This window comes from Methanosarcina sp. A14 (assembly GCF_001729375.1).
Taxonomy (GTDB): Archaea; Halobacteriota; Methanosarcinia; order Methanosarcinales; family Methanosarcinaceae; genus Methanosarcina; species Methanosarcina barkeri.
The window spans coordinates 1-4,076 of sequence record NZ_LZPK01000249.1 but is presented as its reverse complement, the minus strand read 5'-3'; the positions used below and the strand labels follow the sequence as shown (position 1 = coordinate 4,076).

The window sequence follows — 4,076 nt, the reverse complement described above, 5'->3', positions numbered from 1 at the left end:
ATGGTACCGATGTCGTGTGTCACAGGAATTTCCATACCCTGTTCGACACTAACAGTCTTGCCGGGCATCATGAGGATCTCTGCAAGCTTGTCCATTTCATTGGCGCTCAAGGTAGGGATCTCGCCAAGGTCGGCAGCATTTGCAGTTCCGGCCTCAATCTCCGCCATTATTTTTTCTTTGGTAAGGTAGACACGTTTACCGTCTCCCATACGCAAAGCGTATTCGGTTGCCATTTTTATCCTCCATAAGATCAACTTAGTTTAGACCACAAATTTTATTGACAAATTATATTGATAATTGGGGTTCAGAGTAGCATTTCCTTTGCTTTTGCGACAGCTTCGCTTGCGTTTTCAGCATAGCAATCGGCACCGATTTTGTCAGCCCAAGACTGGGTCGCAGGGGCTCCGCCTACCATGACTTTTACTTTGTCCCTTAGCCCTTCTTCCTTGAGGAGCTCAATTACATCCCTCTGCCCCTGAAGGGTTGTGGTCATAAGGGCGGAAATTCCAACCATATTGGCATCGACTTCCTTTGCCTTTTCGATGAAGTTCCTGACCGGAACATCCCTGCCAATATCATATACTTCAAAACCAGAAGACTGGAGCATTGTGGATACTATGGACTTACCTATATCATGAACGTCGCCTTCGACCGTACCGTTTACGATAATCCCTAGTTTCTTACTCTCTGTTCCTGCAGGGAGCTCAGCTTCAAGCACTTTAACCCCTGCTGTCATTGCATCAGCAGCCATCATTACATGGGGCAGGAAAAGTTTCCCTCTCTCAAAAAGAATTCCTACCTGGTTCATGCCTGCAGAAAGACCTTTGTCAATGATCTCAGCTGGTTCCATAACTTCTTTTGCTTTATTAACAGCTGCGAGCACTGCATCTTTTTTACAGGAGATAACTGCATCAGAAAGATCCTGAATAAGTTCCTCTTTGGTTGCCATTTTTTGTACCTCCACAAATGCCAGAAATTCCCTTAGTATTTGAAGAGAAAACTAAATCTAGCATTCTAATTGGATATTTATATATAAGTCCAGAATTATTTAGCCCAACCTGTAGAGTTTTTTCAAAAAAGGCAGGAACTTGAGTACTGCCTATGAATTTGAAAAGCCAGTACGTTATGACACCCCTGATGGACAGATCTCAAGTCATGAGATTTTTCAATGGTATTGAAAATTTCAACGGTTTGCAGAACTAAATTTGTTTTTAAGAAATAGAGAACACTAGATTTAGGGTTAATTTCGCCATAGTTGACATATGAGCCTACCAGGTTCTTCAACCGAGTCAGGCTCTTGTCAGGCAAACTTCTCTGTTTTTCCGAGTTTAGTAGATTATGCAGCCCACTTTCCGCAGCATGTTATATCAATTTATATAATTGTTTCTGCCATTGTTTTTTCTGAAGACGGACCTGTTTTCTCAAACATGTGTTTTTGAAATATCCTGCAGTTTTCGACCTTTTTCCTTTATTGAAAATTTTCAGTATTGATATCTTGAGGCTTCGGTTGAGGTAACAATTGCAAATTTTCGAATAATTTTCCAAAAACGATAACATGAAAAATGTTATTTTTTTGAAAACATCTGTCGAAAGTGAAGTTGATAATAATATGATTCTTAATTCCATTTTTTGGTTGTTAACTTATGCTCAAACTAAATGTTTAGGGTTATTGTTTCCTTTAATGAAATTTCATCCTTATTTTTTCTCATTTTTGCCTCTACTTCTATTGTTTTTCATTTCATACTCTCCGTTTAATTTTTTACTCTGATTATTTTCATCTAAAGTTTTGATACTAGTTAAATTTTTTTATGATGAGTGCTTTTTTTAATTATGGTGTCTTAATGATTAATGGGAAGTCACTCGCTGCAGAGCAATTAAGGGAAGTTTATTATGTCTGTTTCTCTCAATCAGCACAATTATATCCAGAAAAATTTGGAAAGCTTTCTGGAATTTCAATCAAACTATTCGTCTGATAACTCTTTTTCTTTCGGGCCTTTGGAAGGAATAAAACTCTTCCTTGATATGGACGGAGTCCTTACGGATTTCACCGCAGCCTGTGAGAAGATCGAGGGCAATATGATGTTCTGGTACAGTACCGACAGAGAGCTCTTCTGGAAAAAGATTACATCTGCAGGAATCGAGTTCTGGTCCGAGATGTCCTGGATGCCCGGTGGGCAGGAATTGCATGGTTTCCTTAGAAGCTCGGGACTTTGTCCGACAATCCTTTCTGCGCTTCCCGGACCTGAGAGAAAAAAAGCCTTAATCAATGCTAGAGAAGGAAAAATCAAATGGATCAGGAAGGAACTCGGGCCCTCTTATGCAGAGGCTGCAATTCTCTGTTACCGCCCGGAAAAAGCCTTACAATCAGGGTTTGCAAGAGTTCTTATTGATGACAACTCTGAGAATATCCGCGAATGGGAAGAAGCAGGAGGTATAGGAATCCTGCATAAGAACACCAGTCGGACGATCCGGTGTTTCACTAAGGTTCTTAAAGTCGAGCAAAAGTTCTGATATGCTAAACTTTACAGGTTAAACTTTACAGGGGAGGTCGAAAAGGCTTATTCTTCCTGATTACAGGCTACGATAAGAGCCACAAAGTTTTGCCTGTGGTTTTTGATATATTCTCCTTCCACATCTTTTAACCACTTTTTTGCTCCGTGAATTGCATGGTCCCCGCAGATAAAGAAAATCGTTCCTTTTTCCGCATTTCTGAAAATCTCGCCCAGGTTTTTATCCACAGCCTTTGCAGCCTTTTTCAGTTCTTCCCAGCTTTCTGCCCTGTGAGAAAAACGGTCAAGGGTTCTGAGGTGAACCGCCAGTATATCGGGCTTTTCTTTAAGGGCATGTAGCGCATAGTTTGTTATCTGAAGGTCATAATCCAGGATATCCTCGGAATTCGGAACTCCATAAAAGTCCTTTATCCTTCCCCTGAAACTTTCCGCACCTTCGGTCTCTATGACTGCTGACGCTTTCATGCCTGCCCTACAAGCCCATTCCATAATGCTTTTCAATTTTGGGTTTTCCGAGTCTTTTGTCCTTTCAGTATAAATGTCTGCGGTCGAGTAGATATTATGTTCTTCTGGTAGATATCCTGTAAAGATTGATGCAATCGCAGGGGAGGTTATTGTTGCCGGGGATTTACACCTGAAGAGGAGCCCTTTTTCGGCGATTTTGTTCAAGTTCTTCATTATCGGAGAAAAATAGTTATAAAGAGAATACCCCAGACTGTCAACCACAATGATTACTGCTCTTTTGCAGCTTCTTTCCTTTGCGTAGCTCTCTACTTCCGGAATTGACCTGCCAGTTGGCGGAACCATAGGGATTTTCAGTAATCTCGAGATCGTAGGAGCAATATCAATGGTGTTGCACTCTATAATTTTCATAAGCTCTCTAATATATTATTTAGCAAGCTGGCTTATATTTGTTTCCTGTATTCAGGTTTTAAACTCAGGTAACTGCAACTAATTATATTGGACCAAGTATGAATGTTCAGGGAATAAAATGAGTATCCAGGATAGAATAAACGCCAAAAATGAAGAGTTATCTGAAGCAGAATCCTCTAAGAGCATGTCTTAAAATTAAATCTGGTTCTATAATTGAGATAGGACTTATGCATTTAAATTGATAAACGGAGTGTTAAACTGTTAATATCCAAAACGAAAGTTTAAACCATGACTTTTATTGTGCTTGATTTTATACATCGAGTGCGTAATATGAATTTAAATGGAACGTTGCATATTATCTAATTGTATAAATGATTTTTATCTAATTGTATAAATGATTTTTATCTAATTGTATAAATGATTTGAATTTTAAGACAGTCTCTTAGAGTCTGCCCTTTATACTAGTTGTTAGGGTAAGTTTGATTTATGCAATTAAAAATCTCTCAAAACAAACTAAAAAATCAACTATTTAAAAAATTAACTATTGTTTTAACCCAAGATAAAAAGGATAAGATGTTTATTTCTTTGAAAGGTTTTAGAGATTTTTATTATCTTGTGCATCTAATCAGCTACTTTGTTTCTAAATCTTGTTTCTCATAAATATAATTATAATATTTAGTATTGTATTTAAAT

General features: G+C 38.3%; 3 protein-coding genes and 1 pseudogene. 1 reads left to right on the top strand and 3 read right to left on the bottom strand.

Translation table 11 applies throughout. From position 1 onward, the window contains the following. Both A9239_RS12000 and mtbC read right to left on the bottom strand, forming a co-directional pair. Positions 1-233 (bottom strand): annotated as a pseudogene (locus A9239_RS12000) ([dimethylamine--corrinoid protein] Co-methyltransferase); the annotation flags it as partial. A 71-nt stretch (positions 234-304) separates the two neighbouring features. Beyond that, on the bottom strand, positions 305-949 hold the full coding sequence (gene mtbC, locus A9239_RS11995; protein WP_048154921.1) for a dimethylamine corrinoid protein MtbC: 645 nt from the start codon (positions 947-949) through the stop codon (positions 305-307). Positions 950-1,995: 1,046 nt separating this feature from the next. On the opposite strand from mtbC, the gene A9239_RS11990 reads away from it, so the two are divergent. Further along, a complete protein-coding gene (locus A9239_RS11990) occupies positions 1,996-2,511 on the top strand; it encodes a hypothetical protein (RefSeq protein ID WP_230669059.1) in 516 nt (171 codons plus the stop codon). 47 nt (positions 2,512-2,558) lie between these two features. On the opposite strand, the gene A9239_RS11985 is transcribed toward A9239_RS11990, so the two are convergent. After that, positions 2,559-3,383 (bottom strand): alkaline phosphatase family protein, encoded by an 825-nt coding sequence (locus tag A9239_RS11985; protein WP_048154915.1) that lies wholly within the window; start codon positions 3,381-3,383, stop codon positions 2,559-2,561. Between the last annotated feature and the right edge of the window lie 693 nt (positions 3,384-4,076).